The organism is Chryseobacillus diguaensis (genome assembly GCF_049220665.1).
GTDB lineage: Bacteria > Bacillota > Bacilli > Bacillales > Bacillaceae > Metabacillus_B.
In genome coordinates, this window is the sequence record NZ_JBMKNV010000005.1 from 204,291 (window position 1) to 230,832 (window position 26,542).

Genomic DNA, 26,542 nt, shown 5'->3' on the forward strand with positions numbered 1-26,542 from the left:
TCTTCAGCGCCTGAAGGCAGAAACAGGGCCGAGTTCGTTCTCAAGATAAGCCCTTACCTTTACAGGGAAAGCCTGAAGAACACCGAACTGTTCATCCATAGCTTGCTTCAAATCCCCGTGCTGAATTCCCAAATATTCCTGAACGAGCTGTTTTCGGAATGAAAGTATTTCCTTCAGGCCTTTGGCATCCTCTTCATTTATCACTTTTTCATCCAATAGTATATCAATAATATCCTCATAACTTCCAGGATCACGCATGATAAAACCATCAATCATGTCATTTCCGACATCGATGATTGTTTCAATTGTCATGTGTCCCATTCTTTCGAGAGCGAGCTTTTCCAGCACAGAATGAAAACTGTTATGAGCAGTGTAATTTGTTAAAATATCCTCGAGGTATTGCAAAAGCTGTTCAATTTTCTCTCTGTCAACAAAATACATCGTTTCCTTCAGCTCCTGTTCATAGCGTTATGCGTGCTTCTTCCAGGGACCCCGGACGAGCATAATAATAGCCCTGAACCAGGTCCACCTGGTTGCGTGATAGTACTTCTGCCTCTTCTCTTTTCTCAATGCCTTCAGCTACAACGAGGGAACCTGTCTCTCTCGCGATAAGCAAAAGTCCTTTAAGCATGGATTCCTTCACACTGTTTGTGTCAATATCCTGAATGACGGATCTGTCAATTTTAATAATATCAGGAAGAATTTCGCTGATCGTATGAAGACTTGCATATCCTGCACCCGTATCATCCACTGCAATACGAAAGCCTTTTTCTCTTAACGACTTAATATTATCCTTAAAAAAACGAAGGCCTTCTATAGAATCACGCTCCGTTATTTCAAAAATCATACTTGAAGGCAAAATGTCCGGATGATCCTTCAGCACTTTTTCAATTCCTTTTATAAACCGCTGATTACCAAGAGTAAGAGGTGTAAAATTAATAAAAATTTCCTGTCTGCATCCTGTTTCTTGAACTAATCGAAACGCTTTCTCAAGTATGAGCATCTCCAAATCGTACACCATGTTCGTCTGCCGTGCAACAGAAAATAAATGCAGCGGACTTTCAAGTGCTGTATCCATAGGACCGCGGGTCAGGATTTCCCAAGCCTTTACTTCACTTGTTGATAAATTGATGATTGGCTGAGCTAAAAGGGTTATTTTCTGCTTTTGAATAATCTCTCTCATTTCAAGCAGGCTTTCAATATATTTTGACTGGACCCTTTTTTCAGCCATAGCAATTGCCTGCTGATGTGCCTTATAGATAGCATCCTGTGTGGAACCATCCCGTTTTTCTACAAACATTTACCCGATTTCAAATGTAAAATCATAAAAAGGATATTTAAGGGCCATCCATTTTTCCACTTTCGGCATAACTTGTCTAATAAAATTTTCTATATGCACGACACTTTGCTTTGAATCGCTTATTTTCAAAAAGACGGAAATTCCATCCGTATAATAGTCATGAACAACCAGGACATCCTGCTTGTATTCCGAAGCTTCGAGTTTTTCTTTAAAGCCAATTTCAATTCTTGAAGACAATTTTGAAATTGAGCAGGCTCCAGCTGCTGAGTCAAATCCTTCATACTTAAAAGATTCGCTACAACAACCGCTACTTTTTTCCCATTTGAAACAGCAGAATATACACCTTCCAAAACGGGGTTGCGGAGGACAAACTGTGGGGGATAATAACGCAAATGCTTCGTTGGCAAAAGAAGTTTACTCCATTTTCTTAACCTTTTGCTGTGCAATGTCCATAAACCGCTTGTCATCTTCTCAACCCTTCTGGCTAATACCTTATAAGTACTACTATCTTATCACAAAACACGAATATTCGACTTTTTTCTTGTAAACATTTCACTTTAAAGCCAAATTTATGAATAAACCCCAAATAAGTCTTCAAATATATTTTTAAAAGGATTGCGAATAGTTGATTTCCGTCTCAGGATGCTCGCACCTGCTGCTCCAATCAACCTAAACAGGTATTGTTCAAAGAACCGTTTTAAAAACAATAAATATGGCTGTTAATTGATCCTATAAACCGTGGTATGCTTAAGAAAAAAATGGAAATAAGGAGATGATTCGAATGGAACGGTTCTTTTTGTATGATGAGGTTGCAGAAACTAAAACACGCTATGTAAGCTTTATGGGAGAAAACAGGAGATTCGATCTTGCCATTTTGCAGACTGACCGGTACTATGGCAAATCCATTATCCTCGATATTCAAAGCAATCGTTTTGCGATTATTGGAGATGATGATTTACAAACAGATGGCTACCTTGAAGCAGAATTCAATCTGACTTCTGTGGAAGCAGAAGAGCTTCGTGATTTTCTTTATGAAGCCGTATAGGCGGACGGCTGTTTTCAAAGGAAAAGCGCAAAGTTTAAGGAAATAGCCTGGAATAAAAAAAGCCTTCTGGCCTAAAAATAAACTATGGCGATCTACTACCAGCCAGAAAAGCTGAAGCCCGAAGGTGATTCATTTGAAGGACAAAAAGGAAGAAAAGTACACCGATTTTTCAAACGTTGAGAATATGCATCATTACGTAACACCCGAGATTACACCAGAAGGCCCGTACGGAGCTCCAAGAGGGAAGGATGAGCCAGTTGTCAATAAAACCTCGCCATGGGAAGAAGGCCAGCGTTATTATAGTGCCTTTAACTACGAATACAAGTCTTTGCATCAGAATTTAGAAAGAAAGCATCCAGGAGCCCATCCGACACATGACGATCCTGAAAAAAGCGATGAGCCTCCCTATCATCCAGGAGCTAAGTGAAAAACACAAAATAAAAATGCCGATAGCAGCTGCTATACGGCATTTTTATTTTTTATTTTCTTTAATACGAAATAAGCACAGCCAAAATTACAATATTCATATATGTATTCATCAAGTGTACTGATTTTTGTATCGTAAGTAGCCTTTTGATTATCATTGCTAAAAAATCCTTTAAGGCGAAGCTGATTGTATCCCCAGTCTCCAACGATATAATCATATTTGTTTAATATGTCAGAATATCTTGCTTTAAAGGCTTCTTCATTAAATCCGTTCCTGACATCATTCACAACCTCGAAGCAATGGTTTTGTACACTAATCATCCTTTTCACCCCTTTTACACCCATTATACCTAATAATATCCGATTTCCTATTCTCCATCAATTGCTAAGTTACAAAAGAACGATGCTGGTCATTCTATCAATGAGGAGGCAGAGAAATGATGAAATTTAAAAATATGATGATTTTGCTGATAAGCTTTATTGCATTGGCCGCTTGCCAAATGCAGCATGATGCTGGAGAGCGCGAGATGCTTCACAAAAGCGGTAATACAATAAATGTTTCTGACAGAACGGATATGTATAACGAAAAAGGTCTTCCGAATGAAAAAGAAGGCAAAATGACAAACTTCGGGTATGTCAGGCAAACCAAAAAGGAAATAACCAGAAACGGAAAATCAGCAGAAGTTCATGCGATCAACAGAGAACAGGTTGCCCATATTATCTCCAGCATGGCTGTTCAGCTTCCCAATGTAAATGATGCAGCTACACTCGTCACGGATGAGGAAGTGATGATTGCTTACCAGACTGATACAAAAAACAGGTCTCAAACAGCCGATCAAGTGAAAAGAACAGCTCTGTCTGTCATTCCTTCCTACTTTCATATTTATGTGGCGGACAACCCTGTTATCATTAAACAGCTTGAAGCGTACAGCCGCATGGATACAAATACGAAAAACATGGATGGCATCACAGAAGTGACAATTCGGGAAATGCTGAAATATCCTCAAGGAAAACGGATAGGCTGCGGACAAAATCCCAATAATGAAGGACCAGGGGAAATGAATCAGGATGTAAACAGAAATAAAACAGAAAATCCTAAAGGGCTGGAAATGGATTAACTGGTTTGCGTAAATGAAAAGACCGCCAAAAGGGCGGTCTCTCATTAGGCATTAGCTTGTTTTTGTTTGGCTGCTTCATTTACCTGCTCATCCGCATGGTAGGAAGAGCGCACAAGAGGTCCTGCTTCACAGTGACTGAAGCCTTTGCTCATAGCAATTTCTTTCAGTTCTGCGAACTCATCAGGGTGGTAGTATTTTTGAACAGTTAAATGCTTCTTCGTAGGCTGCAAATATTGACCGATTGTCATGATGTCAACGTGATTTGCTCTTAGATCATCCATTGTTTCAATAATTTCTTCTTTCGTTTCGCCAAGACCGATCATTAGAGAACTCTTTGTAGGAATATCAGGCTGCATTTCTTTTGAACGGCGCAAAAATTCAAGTGAACGTTCATAAGTCGCACGTGCGCGGACTCTTGGAGTAAGGCGGCGAACGGTTTCGATGTTATGGTTCAATATATCAGGCCGAGTGTCCATTAGAGTTTTCAGGTTTTCGTAAACTCCGCCCATATCAGATGGAAGAACTTCTATAGTAGTAAAAGGGCTTTTTCTTCTGATTGCTGTGACTGTTTCTGCAAAAACAGCTGAACCTCCGTCTTTCAAGTCGTCTCTTGCAACGGCTGTAATAACAGCGTGCTTCAGATTCATAAGAGCAACAGAATCGGCTACGCGTTCCGGCTCTTGCAAATCAAGCTCAGTAGGAAGGCCTGTTTTTACTGCGCAAAAACGGCATGCACGGGTACAAACAGATCCAAGAATCATAAATGTAGCTGTTCTTCTGACTGCCCAGCACTCATGAATGTTCGGGCATTTTGCTTCTTCACAAACGGTATGAAGATTTTTTTCCCTCATCATTTTTTTCAAGTCTGTGTAGTTCTCGTTCGTATTAAGCTTTATCTTCAGCCATTCCGGCTTGCGCAAATATTCTTCTTTTTTTGCCAACAAGATCATCTCCATTATGTAGTCTGTTGATCGTTATATTAAAGCAGATGGAAACGTATCCACTTCATCCAAAATCAGCACCTGCATAAAGCAATGTACACTAGTCACTTTAACATATGGAAGGAAGCTAGGACAAGGGGAAGCAATCCGGGATTTACTAACATTTTCTAAACATGAAACAGAGACCAGGGCACCAAACTATAGATATGCATTTTTATCTGAAAGGAGCTTCCAGAGATGAGAAATGCCTTTATCCTTATTGCTCTTTTTACACTTCTCCTTCCCTGCTCCGTTTCGGCTCTCAGCCTGGATGACGGACAGATGAATATAGAACGGAAGAAGCTGTACAAGCTAGTGGAAACGAAAACGAAAGTCCCTTGGTATCTCCTTGGTGCAGTCGATCAGTTTGAAAAAAATGTGCGCCGTTCAAGAAAAGATCTCCCTAAACAAACCGGCCTGACAGGTTTATATATACCATCCGATTTGTGGAGCGGACCTCTAAATCCGAAAGAATTTGATGATAATCCTGCTACAATCCGGATGTTTGGAGGAATTGGCCAGGACGGAAATGGAGACGGTATCGCTGATCAAAAAAATGACCTGGACTCCCTTTACACCTTTGCCAAATTCCTTTCTTCCTATGGACACGGAATGGATAACCTTAAAATCGGATTATGGGATTATTACCAAAGAGACAAATCTGAAGGGATTATTATGGGTCACATGAAGCTGATTAAAAAGCTAAAGCGATTTGATTTAAATGAACGAGCGTTCCCCGTCGCTCTTGGGTCAGATTACAGCTATCGCAGCACTTGGGGCGATGCACGGGGATGGGGCGGAAGAAGAATTCATGAAGGAACGGACATTTTTGCCCATTACGGCGTGTCTGTCCGTTCTACCTGCTACGGCATAATTGAAATGAAGGGCTGGAACCGTTTTGGCGGCTGGCGGGTAGGAATACGCGATTTCAATAATACGTATCATTATTATGCGCATTTAAATGGGTTTGCAAAAGGATTGGAAGAGGGACAAATCGTGAAGCCGGGACAAGTGATCGGTTCAGTAGGAAGCTCAGGCTATGGGCCACCGGGAACAGCCGGAAAATTCCCTCCTCATCTTCATTACGGAATGTACAAGGACAACGGGAAAACAGAATGGTCATTTGATCCTTACCCGCATTTAAGAATGTGGGAGGGTACTGAAAGAAAAGCTCTTAAAAAACGTAAAAGCTGATGGGATTCCATCAGCTTTTATTTTGAGCTTCCCGGGAGTTCCAGAGCAGGAGAGCCTCCGTCGCCTCCATTAAAATATTCCGGTACATCGCCCTGGACAGCTTTCAAAATGACAGGAACATTGGTTGTGACAGTAAATGCTTTTGTCGCAAATGGGATAACCACTTCCACATCCACTTTGACACTTATGGAAATTTCAAAAAGAGCATTGTTAATTCCATATTGTTTCACATTTGTTTTTACATCAGGAAACACGTCGCCTTTTACAAAGAAACGGACAGGCACCATCGGTCCAAGCCCTCCAAGAAGCGCATTGTTTGTTGCCTGGCCAATTGGTATGTATGAAATAATGCCATCGCTTTTACTTGTATATTCCAGATCGTTTATCTTTTTGTTCTCAAGTGCTGCCATATTCCCTTTTTCAGCTTCTCTTAAATATTTTTGGATATTTCCTGTGATGCCTGTCATCATTTTCACAACATATTGAGAGTCAAAACTCGTATCGGTCACTTTGCCTGATTTATCTCTTTTCATTACAATTAAATTCTTGGTATCAACGTTTTTTTCCATTTCATCCTGTATAGCATTGTTGATCACAAGACTTGCAATTCTTTTTGTTTCGATTTCCGCAATCCGGATGAGGGTGGGGCTAATTTCTTTATTAATAATATAGATTCCTGCAGCAGTAGAAAAAAGGAACAGGACAAAAGATAAAAGAAGCACATACCGAAAAGGCAAAGGTCCTTTTCGCTTCAAGCGGCGAAATTTAGCCAAAATAACTCCCTCCTTTACAAGCTATATTTATGCTTAAAAGAAGGGAATTACTCACTAATTTTAGCTGAAGCCTATGATCAGCACATTTTTTCAAGCGCATCTCTTCCTGTCATACCAACTGAAATACCAAGCTTCTCAGCTTCTGCTGTAATTGATTCGAGCGGTGCCTCTAAAAGTTCTTCAATTGTTCTGACAGAAACGGCACGTCCTGCAACGATTTTTCTTTCCTTCAGTCTGTCATTTAATAAACCAACATCCAGTGCGCCGCATGCAATATATCCTTTATCATTAGAGATGGTCATAAAATTCGTTTTTGGCAGCTGTACGGATACAGCAGTAAACATGCTGCCTTTAATGACAACGGGCTTCATGGTAATCATTAGGGCACAACTCCTTCCTTTTACACTCTATGAGAGCAAAGGAAGGATTTATGAGAGATGTTTTGGTTCAAAATATGTTCAATACTCTGGAGACGCTATTTTTTTCAGTTTCCAGGCAAGCAAGTCCCTTAAGAATTCTGGCATATAAAAAATTTTCTTTTCCGCATGGCTGATTTCAGGATACAGAGGCCCTAGAGTATACATATCAACCGTTGCTACTGTATACGTTTTTTCAAGATCCAAAAGCTCTCCGCCCGCATGGATTGATGTCACATGCCTTTTTCCGTCTTCAAGAGTTTTAGTTGAAACCTCAATTCCATCAAAAATCATTTTCCCCATAATTTTGCCTCTAAAGCCAAGTCCTTTCAGCTTCAGTTCTTCCATTTCCCTTGTGACAGCCTGTGAAATGACTTCCTTTATGACCTCACCCTTTAAATAAACCTTGCAAGGATTAATGGGATGAGGACATATTCTATGAAGATCTCCAATCGTTACTTCACCTTCTGGAAGCGGTTCGAGCAGCATGCCCGCGTTAACCATTGACACTTCCCCGTCACACCATTCCCTTAGAGCCTGGGCCAATAGGCTTCCAAAAGGCGAATCGTTGAACCAATCCAGTTCTAGCTCTTCCTTAACAAACGCGACAGGCTGTGAAAGTTTTTCCTTTACCCCTGCTTGAGCAATAGCTAATTCTTTGACTGTTTTTTCGCATTCAGGCTCTTTTTCTATCGAATAAACGGATGCTTTTTCCTTCACTGCTTTTTTCTTAACAGAATCAAAGCCAAGCTCAACGTAACCGACATGAGTTCCATACTTGCCTGCTCCGCAAAGAAGCGTCTCATTCACCCGCTTCCCCTCCTCAAGCAGATGATGGGTGTGCGACCCAAGAACAAGATTTATTTCCGGAAATTGTTCAGCAATTACTTCATCGTCTGTTATGCCCAAGTGAGACAGCAAAATGATATAATCTGCTTTTTCCCTCACTTCTGAAATGGTCTCTTTCAGACTTTCAAATGGATCCTTCAGCTTCCATCCCAATAAATCATAAAAAGTCTGATAAAAAACCGTTACACCAAGCAGGGCAATGGTCATCCCGTTTTCAAGCTCGACATACTCATATGGCCTTACCCACTCAGGTCTGGTTCCGTTTTTTTTATAGAGATTTGATAAAATAACAGGAAATTCAGCCTCCTCATAAAGCGTGTCAAGAGCTTCATGGGGAAGGGTAATCCCTTCATTGTTCCCTATCGTCGCACCATCAAATTGAAGCTTGTTCAAACATTCAATATTAAATTTTCCGAGTGTGGCCTCCGTCATAGGATGAAACCTGTCCACATGGTCCCCTATGTCCAAAAGAAGATACTGCTCACCCGAACGGTTATGTTCGTATTTCTTTCTATTTAAAAATCCGGCAATTTTTGGCCAATTTTCAAAATGGCTATGCAAATCATTGACATGGTAGATATGAAGCTTGTCCATTTAACGATTCTCTCCTTACATCTCTAAAAACCCGGCAAGATCAGCTGACGCCTTGATAAATCAGTCTGATTCCTACGATAATCAATACAATCCGCAATAGATTTACAATTGTTTTGCTTTCCAGTCTCATATTTAACAGGGCGCCTGCTTTTCCTCCATACCAAGCTCCCGGGATTAACACAAGGGCATAAAGCCAGTTGACGTTTCCGAAAAAGACGTGTGTAATTGAGCTCGTGATGGAAGACAAAAAAATGATAAGCATCGAAGTAGCCACTGCCACATGCGGAGGAAACAAAAAAAAGATGATCATCACAGGCACCATGAGTGAACCTCCGCCAATACCAAAAAGCCCTCCAAAAAATCCGGCTAAAAAAGCAATGAGAATGCCTAATACAGGCTGAAATGAATAAGTATAAACCATTCCTTTTACATCTGTAAACGTTCTTGTAAAACCCTTTTTACCGGATTGATCAAGTGGTTTAATTTTATCCTTTAAAATAAGCACGATTGAAACAAAAATCATAAAAATTCCGAACCATAACGAAAACGACGCTAAATTAAAAATTTTGTTAACCCATGCCCCTAATATACTTCCTGGTCCGCTGCCAATAAAAAAAATCAGGCCGCTTTTATAATCCACAATTTTCTTTTTCATATAGGTAAGAGTTGAAGAAAGGCCAGTGAAAATAATGACGATTAAGGACGTTCCAACGGCTATGTGCGGATTAATGCCTGATAGTAAACCAGTACCCGCTGAAAGAAACAGTAAAGCCGGAACGATGATAATTCCCCCGCCTAGTCCGACAAGGCTTCCAATCGTACCGGCAAGGAATCCTATCAGAATAAGCAATATCCATTCCATTAAAATACCCCTCTACCTGTTAACTGAATAAATCAAGCTGGTGCGGTGCCAGTCCTTCATAGCTGATATCCATAAGATCAAGCAGCATTTTAGCATTTTCCGCGGCATCCCCACCGGAATTATTATTAAAAACCAGATAAATATCCTTGCATGATTTTTCAAGAGTTTTGAGCTTTTCCTGCCACTCCATAAGCTCCTGTTTATTATATTTATAAAGATAGCGGACTTCCCGCCATTCTTTTCCCTTTACGGGCTTTTTCCACCCGTGAATGTTTCGGCCATGCATCCTGACCAGGGTTTTATTTGAATCAGTCGGTATTAGGACTTCAGGAATGGAGCCTTCACCTGCCTGAGGCTCATCGCAAATGCTGTGAATCCAATTTTCTTCCTTCATAAAGGTCAGCGTCTTTTCATAATATGTACCCTCAAACCAGGATCTATTTCGAAATTCAAGTGCGCATGGAGTGCCGTTCATTTGTTCTTTGCACCATCTTAAATAATCAACATTTTCTTTCGTACAATCAAACCATGGCGGGAATTGAAACAATACCATAGCAAGCTTTTCAGCTTCTTGGAAAGACGTAAGAGACTTCTTGAACGCTTCAAACATCTCTTCCTTGCTTTCAAAAGGGATTTCCCCCCGCTGATGTCCTGTCATTCCCTGATAGGCTTTCACAATAAATTGAAAGTTGTGAGGAGTATCCTTAACCCACTTTTTCATATTTTTCTCAGGCTGTACGGCATAAAAACTCGCATCCACTTCCACAGTCGGAAAATGGCCGCTATATTCCTTTAATTTATCAGAAGCCGGGATACCATCAGGGTAGATGCTGCAGTGGTCTCCCCAGCCTGTAACACCTATATATATCATGGCATTCACCCCTATTTTCATTCTATCATATTTTATATTTACCCAGTTTTATGAGAAAAGAGGTCGCTTCTTTAGCGGGCGCCTGAATACTGAAAAATGGACAATTCCTCATAATAAAGTCTGGTATTAAGGCTCTTTTTAAACATTTCCCCCTAAATTAAATGAATTTTATACACCTGATAATTTTAAGAAAGGCTCTTTTCTTAAACTTTGTTGCTCATGACCCTATATTTAGTCCTCGCAACCTTTGGGATGGCAAGCAAAAACTTTAAGAAAAGATGCCCCGATGCTAGTCTAAATGTGTGATAAAAGCATGTACGAAAAACAACAATCTCTGCGAAAACAGCCTTAAGAAAAGATGCCACAAAGCTTATCTTCATGTATACATATACGAATAGCAACAAGCTTTGCGAAAACAGCCTGCTTAAAAGAAAACACATTGTATATATGTAATTTATGTTATCATGGACATGTTGGAGGAGGTATGTAAATGAAAAAGTCTCTCATGATCGGAGACATCTTATTTTATCTTGCTTTACCCTATTTCATCTGGAAATTCGGACAAGCTCCGCTTGGCAGCTATTACGCCATGCTGCTGTCAACGGCTCCAGGACTTGTCTACACAGTATACCGTTTTTTTGCGGACAAACAGTTTAATGTGACAGGGCTGTTCATTATGACAAGCATGTCCATTACAACAATTGTAGACTTGATTTCACAAAATGCCCAGCGCATGCAATGGAACAATGTTTATCTTGCTTTTGGATTTGGCCTATTCTGGCTCATGACTATGCTTATTAGAAAGCCGTTCGCCCTTTATCTTATGGCGGATATTGCTGCATTGCAAGGATATGAACGCGAAAAAAGCAGGGAAGTATACAAATCTAAAAAATTGCTCCCTCTATTTTATATCGTCAGCTTCCTTTTTGCGGCCCGGAGCTTGATCAGCGGAGGGTTAAGAGCTTATCTTATTCAGACATTCGGGATTTCCCATTATGATAAAATTCTTTTTTACATGAAAATTTACGGCTGGGGATTTTCAGCATTAATGGCCGTAGCATTTGTCTATGTTGGCCTGAAAATCAGCGAACAGATGGAAAAGGAACAGCCGAAGGAAAAGGAAGAACTTGAAGGAAATGAAAGCAGCTCGCCGGTATGATGGCGAGCTGTTTTTTTTAGGTTATTTATTTTAGGTGTTGGTGTTGATTGGTGTTTGGGGTCTGTCCCCATTATTTGGTGGCTCCTGTCCCCTTTTGCGTTAATACATAAAGGGACAGGGAGAGGGGTTCTTAGAGCCTTTATTTACAATAGCTTGTGCTGAATAGGGACACAGCTTTAACTTATTAGAGACATGGGGGTCAGGTGTCTGCTTTCCTGAATCTGTCCCCTGTTCCGTTAATTAGCTGAAGGACAGAGACACGGCATCTATAAATGCTGATATATATAGGATTCTCATTAATGGGGACATAGCTTTATTACGGTAATAGATCAGGGGACAGGAGCCCCTAGTTTATTGGGGACAGACCAGACAAAAAAACTGACCCAAAAAAACCCGGGTCAGCCTGCATTTATATTAACCAATAGCACCTTCCATTTCAAACTTAATCAATCGGTTCATTTCAACGGCATATTCCATTGGAAGCTCTTTCGTAAATGGCTCGATGAAGCCCATTACGATCATTTCAGTCGCTTCTTCTTGGGAAATACCGCGGCTCATGAGATAAAATAATTGTTCTTCAGATACTTTAGAAACTTTCGCTTCATGCTCCAATGAAATATTGTCGTTCAGGATTTCATTGTAAGGAATCGTATCAGAAGTTGATTTGTTATCCATGATCAATGTATCGCACTCAATGTTGGAGCGGGCGTTTTCAGCTTTGCGTCCAAAGTGAACGATACCGCGGTATGTTACTTTACCGCCTTGTTTTGAGATGGATTTTGACACGATGGTTGAAGACGTATTAGGCGCCAAGTGGATCATTTTTGCTCCGGCATCCTGATGCTGACCTTTTCCTGCCATAGCAATGGAAAGAGTCATTCCGCGAGCTCCCTCACCTTTAAGGATAACAGCTGGATATTTCATCGTCAGCTTGGAGCCGATATTTCCGTCGATCCATTCCATTGTTGCGTTTTCTTCAGCTACAGCACGCTTTGTTACGAGATTGAACACGTTATTCGCCCAGTTTTGAATCGTTGTATAACGGCAGTAGCCGCCTTTTTTAACGATAATTTCTACAACCGCACTGTGAAGAGAGTTTGTTGTATAAACTGGAGCTGTACAGCCTTCAACGTAATGAACGGAAGCCTCTTCGTCAACAATAATTAGGGTACGTTCAAATTGGCCCATATTTTCAGAGTTGATTCTGAAATATGCTTGAAGCGGAGTATCTACTTTAACGCCTTTTGGTACATAGATAAAGGATCCGCCTGACCATACTGCAGAATTCAATGCAGCAAATTTGTTGTCAGTTGGAGGGATCACTTTACCCCAGTGCTCGCGGAAAATATCTTCATTTTCTTTCAGAGCGCTGTCTGTATCTTTGAAGACGATCCCCATTTCTTCAAGATCTTCTTTCATATTGTGATAAACAACTTCTGATTCATACTGTGCAGAAACACCTGCAAGGTATTTTTGTTCTGCTTCAGGGATACCAAGTTTATCGAAAGTCTGCTTGATTTCTTCTGGTACTTCATCCCATGAACGTTCAGATTTCTCAGACGGTTTTACGTAGTACGTAATTTCATCAAAGTTCAGTGCAGCCAAGTCACCGCCCCATTGCGGCATTGGCATTTTGTAAAAATGCTCCAATGATTTCAGACGGAAATCCAGCATCCATTCTGGCTCTTTTTTCATGCGGGAAATTTCTTCTACGATTTCCTTAGTCAAGCCGCGCTGCGAACGGAAGATGGAGACGTCTCTGTCAGAAAAGCCATATTTGTAATCGCCGATTTCAGGCATTTTTTTAGCCATTCGTCTTCACTCCTTCAATTAGTTTCTTCCTGGCTGCGGATGCCTTTTTCCATGGCCTTCCACGCCAGCGTTGCACATTTAATACGGGCCGGGAATTTGGAAACACCTTGCAATGCTTCAATATCTCCAAGGTCGATTGAATCATCGTAGTCTTTTCCCTGCATCATATTTGAAAAGCTTTTTGAAAGTTTAAGTGCTGTTTCAATATCCTGGCCTTTGATTGCCTGTGTCATCATGGAGGCGGAAGCCATCGAAATAGAGCAGCCTTCCCCATCAAATTTTGCATCTGTAACTTTTCCATCGTTCACTTGAAGTGTTAAATGGATGCGGTCTCCGCAGGTTGGGTTGTTCATATCAATTGTCAGGCTGTCCTCTAGTGAACCCTTATTTCTGGGGTTCTTGTAATGATCCATGATAACTTGACGATAAAGACTGTCAAGACTCCCATTAAAAGACATTTGTGAAGTACTCCTTTGTTCTGATTAAAGCATCAGCAAGTTTATCGACCTCTTCTTCTGTATTATACAGGTAAAAGCTCGCTCTTGCAGTTGCAGACACTTTTAACCATTTCATTAGCGGCTGGGCACAATGATGTCCTGCGCGTACTGCGATGCCTTCTGCATCAAGTACTGTCGCTACATCATGAGGGTGGACATCCTCCAGGTTAAACGTTAAGATGCCAGCACGTTCTTTCGGCCCGTAAATCGTCAGACCTTCTGTACCAGACAGTTTATCAAGAGCATATTCAGCAAGTGAATGCTCGTGTTTATAAATATTTTCAAGACCGATATCTTCCAGAAAATCAATGGCAGCTCCAAGTCCGATAGCGCCTGCAATGATTGGAGTTCCTGCTTCGAATTTCCACGGAAGCTCTTTCCATGTTGACTCATAAAGGTCAACAAAGTCGATCATCTCTCCGCCAAATTCAGCAGGCTCCATATTTTCAAGTAATGCTTTTTTGCCGTATAAAACGCCTACTCCAGTCGGTCCGCACATTTTATGGGCAGAAAAAGCAAAGAAATCACAATCAAGGTCCTGTACATCCACTTTCATGTGAGGTGTACTTTGCGCACCGTCAACGACCATTACTGCTCCGCTCTGGTGGGCGATTTTAGCAATTTCTTTCACTGGATTGATCGTACCAAGGACATTCGATACTTGCATAACAGCTACAATTTTCGTGTTAGAGGTTACCGTTGCTTCTACATCCGCAAGAGAGATTGTGCCATCTTCCTGCAATGGAATGTATTTCAGCGTAGCTCCTGTTGCTTTTGCAGCCTGCTGCCAAGGAATGATATTGGCATGGTGCTCCATATAAGTGATGACAATTTCATCACCTTGTTTAAGGCTGGCACGGCCATAGCTTGATGCAACAAAGTTCAATGCTGTTGTAGCTCCGCGGGTAAAAATAACTTCTTCAATAGAAGAGGCATTGATAAACTTGCGGACTTTTTCCCTTGCCCCTTCATATTGATCAGTAGCCCTAGTGCCAAGAGTATGAACGCCTCTATGCACATTTGAATTGTATTCTTTATAGTAAGTTGAAACTGCTTCAATAACAGGAAACGGTTTTTGGGAAGTGGCCGAGCTATCTAAATAAACAAGGTCTTTTCCGTTAACCTGCTGGTCTAAAATCGGGAACAGTTGCCGGATTTCCTTGATATTCATTACTTAACTTTCCTTTCAATTACACTTATCAGCTGCTTTTTAACCCCTTCAATAGGAAGCTGCTTCACAACTGGAGCAAGGAACCCGAATATTACAAGGCGTTCTGCTTCTGCCTTGGAAATTCCTCGGCTCATTAGATAATAAAGCTGAACTGGGTCAACGCGTCCAACAGATGCCGCATGCCCTGCTGTTACATCATCTTCATCAATCAAAAGAATCGGATTTGCATCTCCGCGGGCTTTTTCACTAAGCATCAAAACGCGTGACTCCTGCTCGGCATTTGATTTGGAAGCCCCAAATTCAATTTTGCCGATTCCGTTAAAGATGGAAGTAGCACTGTCTTTGTTAACGCCATGCTTCAGAATATATCCTTCTGAATGCTTGCCGAAATGGACTATTTTCGTTGTGAAGTTTTGGGTTTGCTCCCCCCTGCCGACAACAACGGTTTTTGTATCTCCAAATGACCCGTCTCCAACGAGATTCGTCACATTTTCAGAAACAGTATTTCCATCATTCATTAGTCCAAGAGCCCATTCAATGCGGGCATCACGGCCTGCAACTCCGCGGCGGTTAACATACGTTGTAATTCCTTTAGACAGGTTATCCACAGCGCCATAAGCAACCTTCGCATTTGTATTAGCAAAAACCTCCGTAACAATATTAAAAACCGCACCTTCAGCTTCATTTAAAGAAATGTAGTTTTCAACATATGTGACAGAACTGCTCTCTTCAGCAACAACTAGAACATGGTTGAACATAGACAGAGATGGCGTTTCATGAACAAAAACAGCCTGAAGCGGGTTTTCCAGCTCCACATTTTTTGGTACATAAACAAATGTCCCGCCATTCATTAAAGCAGCGTGAAGAGCTGTCAATTTATGCTCATCTGCTTTAACTCCATCTGTCATATAGTATTTCTTCAGAAGGTTGCTGTGCTTGCGGGCAGCTGTATGAATATCTGTGAAAATTACACCTTTTGCCTTCGCTTCCTCAGAAAGAGTAAGGTAGGCCGGTGTATTATCACGCTGAATGTATAAGTTGTTGTTTTCATTTTCCGTATCAATCAATGCTTTAATCGCATCTTCAAGCTCATTCAAGGATTGATATGGCTCACTTTTAACGCTGAGCTGATCAAATTCCGTGAAATTCCAATGGCTGATCTTGGTTTTATCCGGTCTTGGCAATGACAAATCTTCAGCTTTTTCAAGTGATTGCAAGCGAAGGTTTTTCAGCCATTCCGGTTCGCCAAGCTCTTTGGAAAAGCTTGAGATGGTATCTCTGTCATACTTGATTTTCGTTTCCAAAGTGAGTCCCCCTAACGCTTACGCTTCTTGTCCAACTGTTTCGTCTTCTATGCCAAGTTCTTGTTTAATCCAATCATAGCCTTCAGATTCCAGACGCTGAGAAAGTTCCGGACCGCCTGATTTTACAATGCGGCCTTGCATCATAACATGCACTTTATCTGGAGTGATGTAATTTAGTAGGCGCTGATAGTGAGTGATGATTAAGCAGCCGAAATCTTCGCTGCGCATTTCGTTGATTCCTTTGGAAACAACTTTTAAAGCATCTATATCAAGTCCTGAGTCGATTTCATCCAAAATGGCAATTTTAGGCTGGATCATCATTAACTGAAGGATCTCGTTGCGTTTTTTCTCACCGCCTGAGAAGCCTTCATTTAAGTAACGCTGAGCCATATCAGGATCCATTTCAAGGAATTCCATTTTTTGATCCATTTGACGAATGAATTTCATTAGAGAAATTTCTTCGCCTTCTTCGCGGCGTGCATTGATCGATGAACGCAGGAAGTCTGCATTCGTTACACCGCTGATCTCACTTGGATATTGCATCGCAAGAAAAAGACCTGCGCGAGCGCGCTCATCAACTTCCATTTCAAGAACATCTTTACCATCAAGTGTGATGCTGCCTTGTGTTACTTCATATTTAGGATGGCCCATAATCGCTGAAGACAAAGTGGATTTACCTGTTCCATTTGGTCCCATGATTGCATGAAACTCACCGCTGTTTATTTCAAGATTTACACCCTTGAGTATCTCTTTCCCGTCAATCGCAACGTGTAGATCTTTAATGATAAGAGTTGAACCCGCCATAAAAAATACCTCCATGATCTATAAAATTTGCCAAGATCTCATTCTCAATTTATTCTCATTCTAATCTTATAACAAATTAAATCTGAATACAACATTTTCACCAGGTTCTATTCAGGAGTCTCTTTTATAGTATCATCTATTTTTGAATTTGAATTCTTTGCATGCCAAACGGAAAAGAACCGGCCAATAGGTCGGTTCTTCAGGTGTTGATCCATTATCTATTATCGGTGTACTTTGCGCTCAATTTCTGCAAGTACTTGCTGGCTTTTTTCAAAATCTGCTTGTCTTTCGCGCTCGACTTTTAAGCGACTATCAAGCTTTCTGCTGTATTCTGCGTAACCGATCCCGTGAGCTTGCTGCATCGCTTTTTCCATCTCTTGAGTGTAATCAAGGTCGAGCTTCTCTTGGTCAGAAATAGTGAATCAACCCTTTCGAATTTTTAGAGCACAATTTTAATCCTATCAGATCGTGAAAATAATTCAAACTTGATATAAACTGATTTTCACTAATCACTGCTCTTATTCCCCCAGCTGATCTTCCAGAAAACCTGAAATTCAAAATTCCGCAGATATGCTTCCATTTTGGCCACTTTTTCAATTTTCTAAAGACTATTGCCTTAATTGATTTAATTCTGTTATACATTCCTGAACAAGCGTTACAGACTGACTCATGGCAGCTCCGCCGCCGAATGCAGCTGATACGCCGACAGTTTCAAGTATTTCTTTTTCTGTTGCTCCGTTATCAAGACACCCTTTTGTATGGTAAATAATGCAATATTCATCCTGAGAGAAAATGCTGATTCCAAGAGCAATCAGCTGTTTTTGTTTCTGGGATAGCTCCCCTTCATTAAAGCAAGCTTCTGTAAAAGCATTATAATGGTGGGCAAGATCAGGCATTTTTTCTGTAAACATTCCAAGGCCTTTTTTATATCCAAGCAGCACAGCTTCCGTTGTATTGCGGGGCTCCATATGTTCCACAGTTATTCATCTCCATTTTCCGCAGAATGTCTTCCATAGTATGCAGAAATGGAAACCCCTCTATTCCTAGAAAAATTTCAGCATATCTAAAGGAACGTTTTATGATGGTACTGCTGCCGTCTCATAAAAGCTTCCTGAGAGCAGCAATTCAAGGTCCTTCAGCGCCTTTTCTGCATCTGGGCCGGATGCTCTCAAAACCGCCTTGCAGCTTCCTGTCAAACTTGCAGCCAGAATGCTCATACCCAATAAGCTTTTTGCATTAACCGTTGTTTCGCTTGTTTCCACAAGGATATAGCTGTTCAGCTGACTCATTTTCTCTACATAAGACAATATTTTCTTAAGATGAATGCCTGAAGAAATTTCACAAGGGATTGTCAGTTCCGGTGCTTTCATTTTCAAGTCATCTCCTTTTTTATAGCTGCTCTTGCAGCTTCCTTGAGAAGAGTATCCCATATGCAGGAATAGCTTTCTTTCCTTTTGTCAGATAACTTTACAAGGAATTTTAAAAAGCTGACAAAAGATCCAAAGAAAGGAGCTTCTGTCAGCTTTTTTGGAGTTATTTAGCCAGCGTGATGCCTGAATCATTTGTCTTATTCTGAGCAGGTGGATGAAATTCATTTTCTGATTTAGAAATGACGACTGTTGCCACACTGTTCCCAATAATGTTGGTAATAGCTCTCGCTTCTGACATAAAGCGGTCTATACCGATAATCAGGGCAATTCCCGCTACAGGCACCATTGGAAAGGCTGTAAGGGTCGCAGCAAGCGTAATGAATCCTGAACCAGTAACCCCAGCGGCTCCTTTTGAGGTTAGCATCAAAACAGCAATTAAGGTAATTGTCTGACCAAGGGACAGATTTTTATGGTAGGCCTGTGCGATAAACATCGCTGCCATGGACAAATAGATGGATGTTCCATCTAAGTTAAACGAGTAGCCAGTAGGCACAACGAGTCCGACAACAGACTTAGAACATCCATAATTCTCGAGCTTCTTCATAAGGCTTGGAAGAGCAGATTCGGAAGAAGATGTTCCTAAAACAAGAAGCAGCTCTTCTTTTATATAAGAAATAAACTTAAAAATATTGAATCCATAAAATTTCGCGATTCCTCCGAGAATGACGATAATAAACAAAAACATTGTTAAATAGACAGAGCCCATTAATTTTCCAAGAGATACAAGTGAGCCCAGGCCAAACTGACCTATTGTATAGGCCATGGCACCAGCTGCAGCTATAGGTGAAACCTTCATCACAATTTTGACAATTCCAAAAAAGATATCTGTCAGCCTTTCAAAAAAATTTAGTACTGGCTTTGATTTCTCACCTAACCCTGCTGCTGACACACCAAACAAAACAGCAAAAAAGAGAATAGGAAGCAAATCTCCGCTGGCCATTGCACTAACAACATTATCAGGCACGATATCAGTAAGAAAGCCTACAACCCCGTGGCTAGTTTCAGAGGTAGCCGCCTCAGAATACTGTGCAACATCACCTTCATTTACTGAATTTGTTGAAATCCCTGCTCCAGGCTGCACCAGATTGACAACAATGATCCCAATTGCAAGGGCCAGCGTAGTTACAATCTCAAAATAGATAAGCGCTTTTCCTCCAATGCGCCCTGCCTTTTTTAAATCCCCCATACCGCCAATCCCAACGACAATCGTCATGAATATGATCGGTGCAATTACCATTTTGATCATTTTAATAAAAACGTCAGCAAGAACCTTTAGCTGAACGCCGAATGATGGAAAAATAAATCCCACGCCGATCCCGATCAGAATCCCAATGATTACCTGTATGGTGAGATTCTTAAAATTAACTCTCACTCCTATTCACACCTTCCCTCTGTTTGTCACCGCTTACACAAGTAATTCTATCAATATGTACGGAAAATTTAAACTTAAGGGCCCTAAGAGGATTTCTAATCCCTCTTCCTTCACAAGGAAAAAGGACTCAATTTTCAGAATTAAACGGATAAAAAAAAGAGGAATGCCTGTTGGCATCCCTCTTTTCTACTATTATAATATGCGCAAGCTTCATACCGTATGGACATTTGCTGGGTGTTATGAATCAAATTGCAATGGTTAGCCAAAAATTAGTTGCTGACTGGTACGACAGCACCCTTGTATTTTTGTTTAATAAAGTCTTGAATTTCTTTGCTGTGAAGAACCTCAACAAGTGTTTTGATTTCTTTTCTGTTCTCGTCGCCTTTGCGCACTGCAATGATGTTTACATATGGAGAATCCGCACCTTCAAGCGCAATAGCATCTTTAAGAGGATTCAAGCCTGCAGAGATGGCATAGTTTGTGTTGATTAGGACTGCATCCCCTTCACCGCTTTTGTAAGCTTGAGGAAGATAACTTGCTTCTACATCTGTTTTAAACTTAAGGTTTTTAGGATTTTCAGCAATGTCTTTTACTGTAGCTGTTGTTTTATCAACGCCTGGCTTTAATTTAATCAAACCTTTGCTCTCAAGAAGTGTCAGCATGCGGCCATGATCGGCTACAGAAGAACTCATGATAATTTGGGCGTTGTTAGGAAGCTCTTCAAGCTTTTTATATTTTTTAGAATAAACACCGATCGGCTCAATGTGAATACCGCCTGCATTTACAAAATTGTAATCTTTGTTTTCAGCCATTTGGGCCTTCATATAAGGCATGTGCTGGAAGTAGTTGGCATCAAGTTCTTTGCTTGCTAAAGATTTGTTCGGCAATACATAGTCTTTGAATTTAATAATTTTCAGCTTAACGCCTTTTTTCTCAAGAAGCGGTTCCGCTTTTTCAAGTATTTCAGCATGTGGTACGTTGGATGCCCCAATGACAAGGGTTCCTTTTTGGCCAGCTCCACCGCTTGTGCCGCATGCAGCAAGCGCTGCAACAGTTAAAACAGTAATAAAGGTTAATAATAATTTTCTCATTCTTTTTTCCCCCTAGCGTTTATCCAGTTTTTTAGTAAGTAAGTCTCCAATAATTTGGATGATAAAAACAATGATCAATATGAACACGGTGGCAATAGCCGTTACCTGGATGCTGTCGCGCTGGAATCCGTCTAAGAATGCGTAATCCCCAAGTCCGCCAGCACCAACGAACCCTGCCATTGCAGTAAAGCCTACAGTCGCAATCGCTGTTACGGTAATGCCTGATACTAAAGCAGGCATTGCTTCAGGCAGCAGCACTTTAAAAATAATTGTACTGGTTTTTGCCCCCATTGATTTAGCTGCTTCAATAACACCTTTATCAATTTCTCGAAGGGCAATTTCAACCATTCTTCCATAGAAGGGTGCCGCACCGATAATTAAAGCGGGCAGGGCAGCATCTGCACCAAGAATGGTACCAACAAGAATTTTAGTAAATGGAAGGAGCAATATGATTAAGATAATGAATGGAATCGACCGGAACACATTGACAATGGCTGAGACGATAATATATAAAACTTTGTTTTCCCACAGGTTTCCCCGTCCTGTTAAAAACAGAAGCAATCCTAGGAGCATTCCGAGGACAAAGGTAAACACAACGGAAATGACTGTCATATAGAGCGTTTCATAGGTGGCATTCCAAAGATCACTCCAAACCACGTCAGGTAAAAGCTGACTAAGCATTCGGAATCACCTCCACTTCTACTTTCTGCTGTTTAAGAAAGACAAGAGCATGGTTCAATTCGCTGTCTTCTCCTTCAAGATGAAGAAATAATGTTCCATATGCACCGCTTTGGGTCTGAGTAATTTTCCCATGAAGAATGTTTACGTTCACTTGGTGCTCTCTGATCAGCTCATTAATGACCGGCTGGCCGGTTGAGTCTCCTACAAATGTCAGCTGAACCACTTTGCCTGTCTGATATTGCTTGATCAATAGGTCAATGGTTTCTTTTGCATCTTCCGGCTCTGTAATCTGCTGAACGAACCGCTTTGTAATTGGCTGTTCAGGACGCTGGAAAACCTGCAGCACTTTACCCTCTTCTACAATTCTTCCGTTTTCCATAACCGCTACCCTGTGGCAGATTTTCCTGATTACATGCATCTCATGTGTTATTAAAACAATCGTCAAGCCAAGTCTTTTGTTAATATCTACCAAAAGATCTAAGATTGAATCTGTTGTTTGAGGATCCAGCGCTGAGGTAGCCTCATCACAAAGGAGTACCTGAGGATTGTTGGCCAGCGCTCTCGCAATGCCGACACGCTGTTTTTGTCCTCCGCTTAGCTGTGATGGGTAGGCATTTTCTCTGCCTTCAAGTCCAACCAGATTAATTAATTCTTTCACCCGCTGCAGCCTTTTAGCTTTTGGAACTCCCGCAATTTCAAGAGGAAACCCAATATTTTCACTGACGGTTCTGGACCAGAGGAGATTAAAATGCTGGAAGATCATACTGATTTGCTGCCGTGCTTTTCTTAATCCAGATTCTCCGATCTGATCCATCCTTTTCCCCGCAACCTCAACAGTCCCGCCAGTAGGTTTTTCCAAGCCATTGAGCAGGCGGATCAAGGAACTTTTTCCAGCACCGCTGTATCCAATAATGCCGTATATCTCGCCTTTATCAACTTGAATGTTTACATTGTCAACAGCTGTAATATTCCCTGTTTTTGTAGAATAGGTTTTTGAAACTTCGGATAGTTTAATCATTAAATCACCTTCTTTAGCATTTAAATTAGTAAACGATTGGGAACAGAAAAAGCCTTTCTGCACAAATGAGCAGAAAGGCTTGAATAGGAGTCTTCGCCTTTCTCTCATCTTTCAAAACAGCCAGCTGCTTTGAGTGAATTGGCACCATTTCAGATTAACTGACGGTTGCCGGGTTTCATAGGGCACGTCCCTCCACCTCTCTTGATAAGAGAACAATCGTTTATTCAATTAGCGCATTAATACGCTTAATTAGGTTCGAAGGTGATTATAACACGGATATTTTCTTCCGTCAACTATTAGAATTGTTTTTTCAGAAGGTTTTGTCATGCCTGAGGCACAAGGTAATCCGATTTTTTTCCTGTCGCTTTCTCAATTGCCTGCTCTAAATCCTCAAGCAGATCATCAATGTGTTCAATCCCTACAGAGAGTCGAATGAGGTCTTCCGTCACTCCTGATTGAATCAGCTCATCATGGTCAAGCTGCTGATGAGTTGTGCTCGCAGGATGAATAATCAGGCTCTTCGCATCTCCTACGTTGGCAACATGCGACCATAGCTTGACATTGTTGATGAGTTCGCTGCCTGCCTCTCTTCCGCCGGATATCCCAAACACCGCTACAGCGCCGGCCCCTTTTGGCAAATACTTGTCTGCAAGCGGCTTTGAAGGATGATTTTCGAGACCTGGATATAACACCCAGTCAACGCCTGGATGTTCCTCTAAATAGGCAACCACTTTTTTCGTATTGGCAATATGTTCTTTCATTCTGACATGCAGAGTTTCAAGGCCAAGGGTAAATTGAAAGGCATTGAACGGGCTAATTGCTGGACCTAAATCCCTAAGCAGCTGAACCCTTGCTTTTGCTATGTAAGCAGCCTCCCCAAGTGCTTCAGCATATACGAGGTTGTTATAGCTCGGATCAGGTGTGACAAATCCAGGGAACTTTTCAGAATTCCAATTAAATTTACCGCCATCAACAATAATTCCCCCAAGTGTTGTTCCATTCCCTAAGAGCCACTTCGTTGCAGAGTGGACAACAATGTCCGCTCCAAAATCGATCGGCTTGCATAAATAAGGGGTACCAAATGTGTTATCCACGATTAACGGAATATTTGATTCATGAGCTATATCTGCTATAGCTTCAATATCAATAACCAGTAAACTTGGATTTCCAATTGTTTCTGCAAATACAGCCTTTGTTTTTGGCGTAATAGCACTGCGGAAATTTTCAGGGTTTGAAGGATTGACGAAGGTCGTTTTTATACCATATTTCGGAAGGGTGTTTGCAAATAAATTATAGGTTCCGCCATATAAAGTAGAAGCCGCAACTACTTCATCACCAGCTTCTGCAATATTCAAAATGGAAAGAGTAATAGCCGCCATCCCGCTTGCAACGGCAAGCGCCCCGATTCCTCCTTCAAGTTCTGCTATTCTCTCCTCAAGTACTGTTGCTGTCGGATTATGAATTCGTGTATAAATATAACCCTGTTCCTGCAAAGCAAATAAATTGGCTGCATGATCTGTATTGTTAAATAAATAGGCATTAGACTGATAAATGGGCACAGCTCTCGCACCTGTTATCGGGTCCGCATTCAATCCTCCATGAATTCCAACTGTTTCCTGGCGATATTGTTTGTCTGACATTTTTCTTCCTCCTTCTCATTGTTCAAGCTTATTTTCATGCTGTTCTGAACACACTCGAGTTGTAAAAATTGGACATTATGCTGCAAACAAATTCGGATTCATGCAAAAAACCTCTTCAAAGAAGAGGCTTTCATCCGCTCACCCTTCTTATCTGTCAGAGCATTTCACTCTGCTGGAATTAGCACCGTGTCAATTGACCGGTTGCCGGGCTTCATCGGGCCATTCCCTCCGCCACTCTTGATAAGTAATACGATTGAATTTTCTTAATTTTAAATCAAATTAAAAAAGATTTCAACTAAAACGGTTTTTCTTTTGATCACTATTTTTTTAAAAGCCACAATATGGATTCCAGCCGGAGGAGATTGTGAATCGTTCCCTCAGCTTTAACACGTTTATGATTAACACCATCCTGGAGCTTTACTTCTCCTTTGAAAATATCCATTAAGTCTTCTTCAATACCGATCAAAATCACATCTACATCAGGAACAAACTTTTTTTGGTGTATACCTGCCTGGTTAATTTCAACATACATAACGTCTTCTGAATCACTGGCTAAAAGCTTTAAATAGATAGGTGATTTCCTTAATAAGGGTTTCACATGTCTTGCAGGATCATACACTTTTTCAGCGGTAAATCCCAGTTCCATCCTATTCCTCCATTACCTTTTATGAAGGAGTTCCGTAAACATTTCGAATTTCCTTTTATTTTCCATCGACAATTTCATCATGGGAATTTATTTTCCGGGAAATATGTCATTTCTGCTGAATGTCGTGTTAAGTTTACTGAAGATTTGTGATGTTTCATGTCGGTGATAAAAGGCATGGTGGAAAGTTGTAAAACATGACAACTGTTAAGCAAAAATACGAGAATATAATGTCGAATTTTTAGAATGCTACAAAAAATATAAGAAAAGAAAACGTTGAAAAACCAATTTGATTGTTTCCATCTTCGTAAATCAGCAGACTTTATTATGTTACTTTGTTTTATTGGAGACATAAAGTGTTACCAGCTCTCAAACAAATGGACTTCAACACATTTTCAGGGATTGTAGAGATGGATTCTCAACTAATGTTACATATGATACGCTTAGATTAACAAAATTTGGTATTCAAAGGTACCTTGCATTAGTTTCTCATTTCAATAGCCACTCAAAACCGTCACGGGAATTTTCTTCATCCAATAAAACCTCCCTAAATCGTAAACATTACGATTTAACAATAATACAATATTCATTTTGTGAAAAGTTTTATATGTTCTTTGGTATTATTTATTATTTATTTAGCTATCGTTAATTCTGCATACGCATCGTGAAGATGAATCGACTCTTCATTTCTGCATTCCACCCGGAATGCATTGATATACTCGATTTCATATAGATCCTTAAAATAGGAGGCTTTCTTCGATTTTAACTCGTGTTAAGGAACATTTTTATTTAACAGGGGGATGATTTTTTTGCTAATTTCCACTATTGTTTTGCGGATACATTTATCTCTTTACTTTTCAAAGAAACACTCAAAATCAAGAGGTGGGTTTGTACATAAGATTCAGTTCCTGACCTTTTTTGAGAGCATTTCCAGGTTTATTTTCTTATTTCCATCTTTTATTTGCTATTTTCGACATTTTTAATCAATATCCAACTTTTTTTCTTATAGGGATGCCGATTATGTTATTAATCATTTTCTGCATGTTTTTATTTTCTGTTGGTTTACTTATGATATGGCTCGCTATTTTCGGAAAAGGGTCTAGCATGAATGTAATTCGTTCTATTTATTTTCTGATTGCTTTTCGCAATTGATTAAAAATAAAAAAACGGCACTTAAGAAGGACCGTTCTCTATTTGAGCAAATTATATAAGTATTCTACAGACTGAAACCCATAAACCTTATCTGTAGGCTTCCCATTTTGAAAAATTAACAAACAAGGAACACTTTCAATTTCCCAGGCTGCGGCTTGCTCAGGGAGATAATTCAAATTACTTGAATAGAGCTCCAAATCAGGCAATGTTTCTTCTACTATAGTCAGCATGCGCTTAGCAAGCTGGCATGTTCCGCAAAAAGGGGTATACAAATAAAGGATAAAACGGTCTTTGTCTGTCATTGCAGAAGTTATTTCCTGTTTCGTTAAGTCAATCATTT

Annotated in this window: 30 protein-coding genes, 2 pseudogenes and 2 riboswitches; of the genes and pseudogenes, 6 read left to right on the top strand and 26 right to left on the bottom strand. The window is 40.6% G+C overall.

What is annotated here, in order from left to right; genetic code table 11:
- Positions 1 to 3 precede the first annotated feature (3 nt).
- The 3 genes from ACOT8F_RS10600 to ACOT8F_RS10610 all read right to left on the bottom strand — a co-directional run bounded on the left by ACOT8F_RS10600 (position 4) and on the right by ACOT8F_RS10610 (position 1,767).
- Complete coding sequence (locus tag ACOT8F_RS10600) at positions 4 to 441, bottom strand: DUF86 domain-containing protein (protein WP_421651790.1); 438 nt, start codon at positions 439 to 441, stop codon at positions 4 to 6.
- Between the two features lie 19 nt (positions 442 to 460).
- Positions 461 to 1,231 carry an EAL domain-containing protein gene (locus ACOT8F_RS10605; protein ID WP_421651792.1) on the bottom strand — a complete coding sequence of 257 codons (771 nt, stop codon included), beginning with the start codon at positions 1,229 to 1,231 and terminating at the stop codon, positions 461 to 463.
- A 194-nt stretch (positions 1,232 to 1,425) separates the two neighbouring features.
- Positions 1,426 to 1,767 carry a hypothetical protein gene (locus tag ACOT8F_RS10610; RefSeq protein ID WP_421651793.1) on the bottom strand — a complete coding sequence of 114 codons (342 nt, stop codon included), beginning with the start codon at positions 1,765 to 1,767 and terminating at the stop codon, positions 1,426 to 1,428.
- A 314-nt stretch (positions 1,768 to 2,081) separates the two neighbouring features.
- Here ACOT8F_RS10610 and ACOT8F_RS10615 point away from each other — a divergent pair, with 314 nt between their 5' ends.
- Together ACOT8F_RS10615 and ACOT8F_RS10620 are read left to right on the top strand one after the other, a co-directional pair.
- The gene (locus ACOT8F_RS10615; RefSeq protein ID WP_421651795.1) at positions 2,082 to 2,345 is read left to right on the top strand and encodes a DUF3055 domain-containing protein; all 264 of its coding nucleotides are present in this window, start codon (positions 2,082 to 2,084) and stop codon (positions 2,343 to 2,345) included.
- 184 nt (positions 2,346 to 2,529) lie between these two features.
- Positions 2,530 to 2,772, top strand: a complete 243-nt coding sequence (locus ACOT8F_RS10620) for a cytosolic protein (RefSeq protein WP_421651941.1) — start codon at positions 2,530 to 2,532, stop codon at positions 2,770 to 2,772.
- Between the two features lie 32 nt (positions 2,773 to 2,804).
- Here ACOT8F_RS10620 and ACOT8F_RS10625 read toward each other — a convergent pair whose 3' ends face one another.
- Entirely contained in the window at positions 2,805 to 3,092 is a 288-nt protein-coding gene (locus ACOT8F_RS10625; RefSeq protein WP_421651796.1) for a YutD family protein, read from the bottom strand.
- A 116-nt stretch (positions 3,093 to 3,208) separates the two neighbouring features.
- Between ACOT8F_RS10625 and ACOT8F_RS10630 the strand changes: the two genes are divergently transcribed.
- Entirely contained in the window at positions 3,209 to 3,889 is a 681-nt protein-coding gene (locus tag ACOT8F_RS10630; RefSeq protein ID WP_421651797.1) for a YhcN/YlaJ family sporulation lipoprotein, read from the top strand.
- Between the two features lie 44 nt (positions 3,890 to 3,933).
- On the opposite strand, the gene lipA is transcribed toward ACOT8F_RS10630, so the two are convergent.
- A complete protein-coding gene (gene lipA, locus ACOT8F_RS10635) occupies positions 3,934 to 4,830 on the bottom strand; it encodes a lipoyl synthase (RefSeq protein WP_421651798.1) in 897 nt (298 codons plus the stop codon).
- A gap of 237 nt (positions 4,831 to 5,067) precedes the next feature.
- On the opposite strand from lipA, the gene ACOT8F_RS10640 reads away from it, so the two are divergent.
- Positions 5,068 to 6,063 (top strand): M23 family metallopeptidase, encoded by a 996-nt coding sequence (locus ACOT8F_RS10640; RefSeq protein ID WP_421651800.1) that lies wholly within the window; start codon positions 5,068 to 5,070, stop codon positions 6,061 to 6,063.
- A 17-nt stretch (positions 6,064 to 6,080) separates the two neighbouring features.
- Here ACOT8F_RS10640 and yunB read toward each other — a convergent pair whose 3' ends face one another.
- The 5 genes from yunB to ACOT8F_RS10665 all read right to left on the bottom strand — a co-directional run bounded on the left by yunB (position 6,081) and on the right by ACOT8F_RS10665 (position 10,428).
- Entirely contained in the window at positions 6,081 to 6,836 is a 756-nt protein-coding gene (gene yunB / locus ACOT8F_RS10645; protein WP_421651801.1) for a sporulation protein YunB, read from the bottom strand.
- A gap of 77 nt (positions 6,837 to 6,913) precedes the next feature.
- Entirely contained in the window at positions 6,914 to 7,216 is a 303-nt protein-coding gene (locus ACOT8F_RS10650; RefSeq protein ID WP_421651802.1) for a YunC family protein, read from the bottom strand.
- Positions 7,217 to 7,294: 78 nt separating this feature from the next.
- Positions 7,295 to 8,695 (bottom strand): bifunctional metallophosphatase/5'-nucleotidase, encoded by a 1,401-nt coding sequence (locus tag ACOT8F_RS10655; RefSeq protein ID WP_421651804.1) that lies wholly within the window; start codon positions 8,693 to 8,695, stop codon positions 7,295 to 7,297.
- Positions 8,696 to 8,735: 40 nt separating this feature from the next.
- Positions 8,736 to 9,557 carry a sulfite exporter TauE/SafE family protein gene (locus tag ACOT8F_RS10660; RefSeq protein WP_421651806.1) on the bottom strand — a complete coding sequence of 274 codons (822 nt, stop codon included), beginning with the start codon at positions 9,555 to 9,557 and terminating at the stop codon, positions 8,736 to 8,738.
- A 19-nt stretch (positions 9,558 to 9,576) separates the two neighbouring features.
- Positions 9,577 to 10,428, bottom strand: coding sequence for a DUF72 domain-containing protein (locus tag ACOT8F_RS10665; protein ID WP_421651807.1), 852 nt, complete (start codon positions 10,426 to 10,428; stop codon positions 9,577 to 9,579).
- A 490-nt stretch (positions 10,429 to 10,918) separates the two neighbouring features.
- On the opposite strand from ACOT8F_RS10665, the gene ACOT8F_RS10670 reads away from it, so the two are divergent.
- Positions 10,919 to 11,587, top strand: a complete 669-nt coding sequence (locus ACOT8F_RS10670; protein WP_421651809.1) for a VC0807 family protein — start codon at positions 10,919 to 10,921, stop codon at positions 11,585 to 11,587.
- Positions 11,588 to 12,001: 414 nt separating this feature from the next.
- Here the strand turns inward: ACOT8F_RS10670 and sufB are convergent, their stop codons facing one another.
- The 14 genes from sufB to ACOT8F_RS10740 all read right to left on the bottom strand — a co-directional run bounded on the left by sufB (position 12,002) and on the right by ACOT8F_RS10740 (position 25,053).
- Positions 12,002 to 13,399 carry a Fe-S cluster assembly protein SufB gene (gene sufB, locus ACOT8F_RS10675; protein ID WP_421651810.1) on the bottom strand — a complete coding sequence of 466 codons (1,398 nt, stop codon included), beginning with the start codon at positions 13,397 to 13,399 and terminating at the stop codon, positions 12,002 to 12,004.
- A gap of 14 nt (positions 13,400 to 13,413) precedes the next feature.
- Positions 13,414 to 13,857: a Fe-S cluster assembly sulfur transfer protein SufU gene (sufU, locus tag ACOT8F_RS10680; protein ID WP_421651811.1), complete on the bottom strand. Its 444-nt coding sequence runs from the start codon at positions 13,855 to 13,857 to the stop codon at positions 13,414 to 13,416.
- Entirely contained in the window at positions 13,847 to 15,067 is a 1,221-nt protein-coding gene (locus ACOT8F_RS10685) for a cysteine desulfurase (protein ID WP_421651813.1), read from the bottom strand. The genes sufU and ACOT8F_RS10685 overlap by 11 nt, the downstream gene beginning before the upstream one ends.
- On the bottom strand, positions 15,067 to 16,371 hold the full coding sequence (gene sufD, locus ACOT8F_RS10690; RefSeq protein ID WP_421651815.1) for a Fe-S cluster assembly protein SufD: 1,305 nt from the start codon (positions 16,369 to 16,371) through the stop codon (positions 15,067 to 15,069). Before sufD ends, ACOT8F_RS10685 begins: the two co-directional genes overlap by 1 nt.
- Positions 16,372 to 16,389: 18 nt before the next feature.
- Complete coding sequence (sufC, locus tag ACOT8F_RS10695) at positions 16,390 to 17,175, bottom strand: Fe-S cluster assembly ATPase SufC (protein ID WP_421651816.1); 786 nt, start codon at positions 17,173 to 17,175, stop codon at positions 16,390 to 16,392.
- Positions 17,176 to 17,396: 221 nt separating this feature from the next.
- Positions 17,397 to 17,537 carry a YuzK family famiily protein gene (locus tag ACOT8F_RS10700; RefSeq protein WP_421651817.1) on the bottom strand — a complete coding sequence of 47 codons (141 nt, stop codon included), beginning with the start codon at positions 17,535 to 17,537 and terminating at the stop codon, positions 17,397 to 17,399.
- Positions 17,538 to 17,783: 246 nt separating this feature from the next.
- A complete protein-coding gene (locus tag ACOT8F_RS10705) occupies positions 17,784 to 18,143 on the bottom strand; it encodes a carboxymuconolactone decarboxylase family protein (RefSeq protein WP_421651942.1) in 360 nt (119 codons plus the stop codon).
- Between the two features lie 108 nt (positions 18,144 to 18,251).
- The gene (locus ACOT8F_RS10710) at positions 18,252 to 18,545 is read right to left on the bottom strand and encodes an HPr family phosphocarrier protein (RefSeq protein WP_421651819.1); all 294 of its coding nucleotides are present in this window, start codon (positions 18,543 to 18,545) and stop codon (positions 18,252 to 18,254) included.
- A 163-nt stretch (positions 18,546 to 18,708) separates the two neighbouring features.
- Positions 18,709 to 19,977 carry a dicarboxylate/amino acid:cation symporter gene (locus ACOT8F_RS10715; protein WP_421651820.1) on the bottom strand — a complete coding sequence of 423 codons (1,269 nt, stop codon included), beginning with the start codon at positions 19,975 to 19,977 and terminating at the stop codon, positions 18,709 to 18,711.
- A 269-nt stretch (positions 19,978 to 20,246) separates the two neighbouring features.
- Positions 20,247 to 21,068: a MetQ/NlpA family ABC transporter substrate-binding protein gene (locus tag ACOT8F_RS10720; protein WP_421651821.1), complete on the bottom strand. Its 822-nt coding sequence runs from the start codon at positions 21,066 to 21,068 to the stop codon at positions 20,247 to 20,249.
- 12 nt (positions 21,069 to 21,080) lie between these two features.
- Positions 21,081 to 21,749, bottom strand: a complete 669-nt coding sequence (locus tag ACOT8F_RS10725; protein ID WP_421651822.1) for a methionine ABC transporter permease — start codon at positions 21,747 to 21,749, stop codon at positions 21,081 to 21,083.
- Positions 21,742 to 22,767, bottom strand: a complete 1,026-nt coding sequence (locus tag ACOT8F_RS10730) for a methionine ABC transporter ATP-binding protein (protein ID WP_421651823.1) — start codon at positions 22,765 to 22,767, stop codon at positions 21,742 to 21,744. Before ACOT8F_RS10730 ends, ACOT8F_RS10725 begins: the two co-directional genes overlap by 8 nt.
- Positions 22,768 to 22,868: 101 nt before the next feature.
- A riboswitch (SAM riboswitch) is annotated at positions 22,869 to 22,978 on the bottom strand.
- Positions 22,979 to 23,090: 112 nt separating this feature from the next.
- Positions 23,091 to 24,407 (bottom strand): O-acetylhomoserine aminocarboxypropyltransferase/cysteine synthase family protein, encoded by a 1,317-nt coding sequence (locus ACOT8F_RS10735; RefSeq protein ID WP_421651824.1) that lies wholly within the window; start codon positions 24,405 to 24,407, stop codon positions 23,091 to 23,093.
- 144 nt (positions 24,408 to 24,551) lie between these two features.
- A riboswitch (SAM riboswitch) is annotated at positions 24,552 to 24,654 on the bottom strand.
- Positions 24,655 to 24,726: 72 nt separating this feature from the next.
- Positions 24,727 to 25,053, bottom strand: coding sequence for an SCP2 sterol-binding domain-containing protein (locus ACOT8F_RS10740; RefSeq protein ID WP_421651825.1), 327 nt, complete (start codon positions 25,051 to 25,053; stop codon positions 24,727 to 24,729).
- Positions 25,054 to 25,370: 317 nt separating this feature from the next.
- On the opposite strand from ACOT8F_RS10740, the pseudogene ACOT8F_RS10745 reads away from it, so the two are divergent.
- Positions 25,371 to 25,484: pseudogene (locus tag ACOT8F_RS10745) on the top strand (IS1595 family transposase); the annotation flags it as partial.
- Positions 25,485 to 25,681: 197 nt separating this feature from the next.
- On the opposite strand, the pseudogene ACOT8F_RS10750 reads toward ACOT8F_RS10745, so the two are convergent.
- A pseudogene (locus ACOT8F_RS10750) lies at positions 25,682 to 25,786 on the bottom strand (GTP cyclohydrolase, FolE2/MptA family); the annotation flags it as partial.
- Between the two features lie 454 nt (positions 25,787 to 26,240).
- Positions 26,241 to 26,540, bottom strand: coding sequence for a thioredoxin family protein (locus ACOT8F_RS10755; protein WP_421651826.1), 300 nt, complete (start codon positions 26,538 to 26,540; stop codon positions 26,241 to 26,243).
- Between the last annotated feature and the right edge of the window lie 2 nt (positions 26,541 to 26,542).

Bases quoted from the DNA above. Each gene is read 5' to 3' on its own strand.
- ACOT8F_RS10600 (WP_421651790.1), bottom strand. From the start codon at position 441: ATGTATTTTGTTGACAGAGAGAAAATTGAACAGCTTTTGCAATACCTC.
- ACOT8F_RS10605 (WP_421651792.1), bottom strand. From the start codon at position 1,231: ATGGCTGAAAAAAGGGTCCAGTCAAAATATATTGAAAGCCTGCTTGAA.
- ACOT8F_RS10610 (WP_421651793.1), bottom strand. From the start codon at position 1,767: ATGACAAGCGGTTTATGGACATTGCACAGCAAAAGGTTAAGAAAATGG.
- ACOT8F_RS10615 (WP_421651795.1), top strand. From the start codon at position 2,082: ATGGAACGGTTCTTTTTGTATGATGAGGTTGCAGAAACTAAAACACGC.
- ACOT8F_RS10620 (WP_421651941.1), top strand. From the start codon at position 2,530: ATGCATCATTACGTAACACCCGAGATTACACCAGAAGGCCCGTACGGA.
- ACOT8F_RS10625 (WP_421651796.1), bottom strand. From the start codon at position 3,092: ATGATTAGTGTACAAAACCATTGCTTCGAGGTTGTGAATGATGTCAGG.
- ACOT8F_RS10630 (WP_421651797.1), top strand. From the start codon at position 3,209: ATGATGAAATTTAAAAATATGATGATTTTGCTGATAAGCTTTATTGCA.
- ACOT8F_RS10640 (WP_421651800.1), top strand. From the start codon at position 5,068: ATGAGAAATGCCTTTATCCTTATTGCTCTTTTTACACTTCTCCTTCCC.
- ACOT8F_RS10650 (WP_421651802.1), bottom strand. From the start codon at position 7,216: ATGATTACCATGAAGCCCGTTGTCATTAAAGGCAGCATGTTTACTGCT.
- ACOT8F_RS10655 (WP_421651804.1), bottom strand. From the start codon at position 8,695: ATGGACAAGCTTCATATCTACCATGTCAATGATTTGCATAGCCATTTT.
- ACOT8F_RS10660 (WP_421651806.1), bottom strand. From the start codon at position 9,557: ATGGAATGGATATTGCTTATTCTGATAGGATTCCTTGCCGGTACGATT.
- ACOT8F_RS10665 (WP_421651807.1), bottom strand. From the start codon at position 10,428: ATGATATATATAGGTGTTACAGGCTGGGGAGACCACTGCAGCATCTAC.
- ACOT8F_RS10670 (WP_421651809.1), top strand. From the start codon at position 10,919: ATGAAAAAGTCTCTCATGATCGGAGACATCTTATTTTATCTTGCTTTA.
- sufB (WP_421651810.1), bottom strand. From the start codon at position 13,399: ATGGCTAAAAAAATGCCTGAAATCGGCGATTACAAATATGGCTTTTCT.
- sufU (WP_421651811.1), bottom strand. From the start codon at position 13,857: ATGTCTTTTAATGGGAGTCTTGACAGTCTTTATCGTCAAGTTATCATG.
- ACOT8F_RS10685 (WP_421651813.1), bottom strand. From the start codon at position 15,067: ATGAATATCAAGGAAATCCGGCAACTGTTCCCGATTTTAGACCAGCAG.
- sufC (WP_421651816.1), bottom strand. From the start codon at position 17,175: ATGGCGGGTTCAACTCTTATCATTAAAGATCTACACGTTGCGATTGAC.
- ACOT8F_RS10700 (WP_421651817.1), bottom strand. From the start codon at position 17,537: ATGCAGCAAGCTCACGGGATCGGTTACGCAGAATACAGCAGAAAGCTT.
- ACOT8F_RS10705 (WP_421651942.1), bottom strand. From the start codon at position 18,143: ATGGAGCCCCGCAATACAACGGAAGCTGTGCTGCTTGGATATAAAAAA.
- ACOT8F_RS10710 (WP_421651819.1), bottom strand. From the start codon at position 18,545: ATGAAAGCACCGGAACTGACAATCCCTTGTGAAATTTCTTCAGGCATT.
- ACOT8F_RS10720 (WP_421651821.1), bottom strand. From the start codon at position 21,068: ATGAGAAAATTATTATTAACCTTTATTACTGTTTTAACTGTTGCAGCG.
- ACOT8F_RS10725 (WP_421651822.1), bottom strand. From the start codon at position 21,749: ATGCTTAGTCAGCTTTTACCTGACGTGGTTTGGAGTGATCTTTGGAAT.
- ACOT8F_RS10730 (WP_421651823.1), bottom strand. From the start codon at position 22,767: ATGATTAAACTATCCGAAGTTTCAAAAACCTATTCTACAAAAACAGGG.
- ACOT8F_RS10735 (WP_421651824.1), bottom strand. From the start codon at position 24,407: ATGTCAGACAAACAATATCGCCAGGAAACAGTTGGAATTCATGGAGGA.
- ACOT8F_RS10740 (WP_421651825.1), bottom strand. From the start codon at position 25,053: ATGGAACTGGGATTTACCGCTGAAAAAGTGTATGATCCTGCAAGACAT.
- ACOT8F_RS10755 (WP_421651826.1), bottom strand. From the start codon at position 26,540: ATGATTGACTTAACGAAACAGGAAATAACTTCTGCAATGACAGACAAA.